The organism is Streptomyces sp. NPDC002790 (assembly GCF_040295505.1).
Taxonomy (GTDB): domain Bacteria; phylum Actinomycetota; class Actinomycetes; order Streptomycetales; family Streptomycetaceae; genus Streptomyces.
Genome location: NZ_JBEOVM010000235.1, coordinates 1 through 2,471 on the forward strand (window position 1 = coordinate 1; position 2,471 = coordinate 2,471).

A 2,471-nucleotide genomic window follows, 5' to 3' on the forward strand; every position below is an offset into this window, starting at 1 on the left:
GGGGACGTGGTCAAGTGGTCTCCGGCTGGGCAGTTGGTGTTCCTGGGCCGGTCCGATGAGCAGGTGAAGGTGCGTGGTTTCCGTATCGAGCCGGGCGAGATCGAGGCAGTCCTCCTGTGCCATCCCGAAGCGGACCAGGTTGCGGTCCTGGCGCGCGAGGACACCCCGGGGGATCTGCGACTGGTCGCCTACGTAGTGCTCTCCGCCGGTCAAGAGGCGGGCGGGCTACGGGAGTTCGCCGCGACCCGGCTGCCGGAGTACATGGTGCCCGCCGCCTTCGTCCCGCTCGACGAACTCCCGCTGACCGTCAACGGAAAACTGGACCGCAAAGCACTACCCGCGCCGGAATACGTCGCGGGCGCCGGTCGGGGTCCGGCGACCGTGCGAGAGGAGATCCTCTGCGAGGTCTTCGCTCAGGTGCTGGGGCTGGACGCGGTCGGCATGGACGACGACTTCTTCCGGCTCGGCGGCCACTCACTCCTGGCGATACGGCTGGTCGAGCGGCTGCGGGTGCGGGGCGTGACGGTACCGGTGCGCGCGCTGTTCGAGACGCCGACCCCGGCCGGCCTGGCGGGTGCGACCGATGCCGAGGCGTTCCCGACGCCGGAGAACCTCATCTCTGCCGACGCCGAGCGGATCACGCCCGACATGCTGTCGCTGGTCGAACTCTCCCAGGCGGAGATCGACCGGGTGGTGACGGCGGTGGAGGGCGGCGCGGCCAACGTCGCGGACATGTACCCGCTGACGCCGTTGCAGGAAGGCATGCTGTTCCACCACCTGTTGGCGGATGACGGCGTCGACGTGTACGTCACCGCTCAGGTGGTCGAGTTCGACACCCGCGAGCGGCTGGACGCGGTGGCGCGTGCCTTGCAGCAGATCGTGGACCGCCATGACATCTATCGCACGGCGGTGGTGTGGGAAGGGCTGCGCGAGCCCGTCCAGGTGGTGTCGCGCCGCGCGGTCATGCCCGTCGTCGAGCACGAACTGCCCCCTGTCGACGGCGACTCGGCCGCCGCTCTGCTCGCCGCGGCCGGCTCGGTGTTGAGCCTGGGCCGTGCTCCGTTGATGGACCTGCATGTGGCCGAGGTGGCGGACGGCCGGTGGCTGGGCCTCGTGCGGATGCATCACCTCGCGCAGGACCGGCTGAGCCTGGATGTGTTGCTCCAGGAACTGCGGGCGATGCTGGCCGGACGTGCCGACCGGCTCGCCGCGCCGCTGCCTTTCCGCGACGTCGTCGCCAGGACCCGGCGCATCCCCCGGGCCGAACACGAGCGCTTCTTCGCCGAGTTGCTCAGCGACGTCACGGAGCCGACGGCGCCGTACGGGCAGCTCGATGTGCGGAGCAGCGGCACCGACGCGATCACTGAACTGGCTCCTGTGGACGGCGAGGTCGTCCTTCGACTGCGGGACGTCGCCCAACGCCTCGGAGTCAGCCCGGCCACGGTGCTGCACGTGGCCTGGGCGCGGGTCCTCGGCGTGCTATCCGGTCGCGACGACGTGGTCTTCGGGACGGTGCTGCTCGGTCGAATGAACGCCGGCGAGGGAACCGACCGCGTGCTGGGCCCGTTCATCAACACCCTGCCCGTACGCGTCCAGACCGGCCGACTGGGCGTCCGGACGGCGGTCGAGGACATGCGCGGCCAACTGGCGGCACTTCTGGAGCACGAGCACGCGCCGCTGGCCATCGCCCAGCACGCCAGCGGGATCGTGGGCGACGCGCCCCTGTTCACCTCGCTGTTCAACTACCGGCATCTGTGGCGCGGCGCGGACGACGCCGGCCGCCAGGGGTTCGAGGGCGTCCGTAGTGTGCTCGTCCAGGAACGGACCAACTACCCCCTCGCCGTGTCGGTGGACGACATCGCCCGCGAGCAGATGATCATCAGCGTCCAGTCGTACGACTCCATCGACCCGGGCGCGGTGGGCCGCCTGATGCGCACCGCCGTGGAGAACACGGTCACCGCCCTCGCCGGGACCCTCGACGGCGCCACTCCGGAGATCGCTCTGCGGGAGGTGGACATCCTCGGCCCGGGTGAGCGGGATCGGCTCCTGGTGGAGTGGAATGACACGGGCACGGGCACGGGCACGGACACTGACGCGGCGTCGGGTGTGGCTGGTTCGTCGGTGGTGGGGTTGTTCGAGGCGTGGGTGGCTGCGGCTCCGGGTGTGGTGGCGGTGGTGTCGGACGGTGTTGAGGTGTCGTACGGCGAGTTGGATGTGTGGGCGAATCGGCTGGCGCATTGGTTGCGTGGTCGGGGTGTGGGTGCGGAGTCGGTGGTGGGGCTTCGTCTGCCGCGTGGCGCGGAGATGGTTGCCGGGATTCTTGGTGTGTGGAAGGCGGGGGCGGCGTACGTCCCGGTGGATGCTGAACTGCCGCGTGAGCGTGTGGAGTTCATGCTTGCGGATGCCGGTGTGGGTGTGGTGGTGGACGCGGGCGTCCTCGACGGGTTGGGGGAGTACCCGGATACCGCGCC

General features: G+C 70.1%; 1 protein-coding gene. It reads left to right on the forward strand.

What is annotated here, in order from left to right; translation table 11 throughout:
• The coding region (locus tag ABT004_RS36275; protein WP_351346108.1) for a condensation domain-containing protein at positions 1 to 2,471 on the forward strand (2,471 nt) is incomplete at both ends.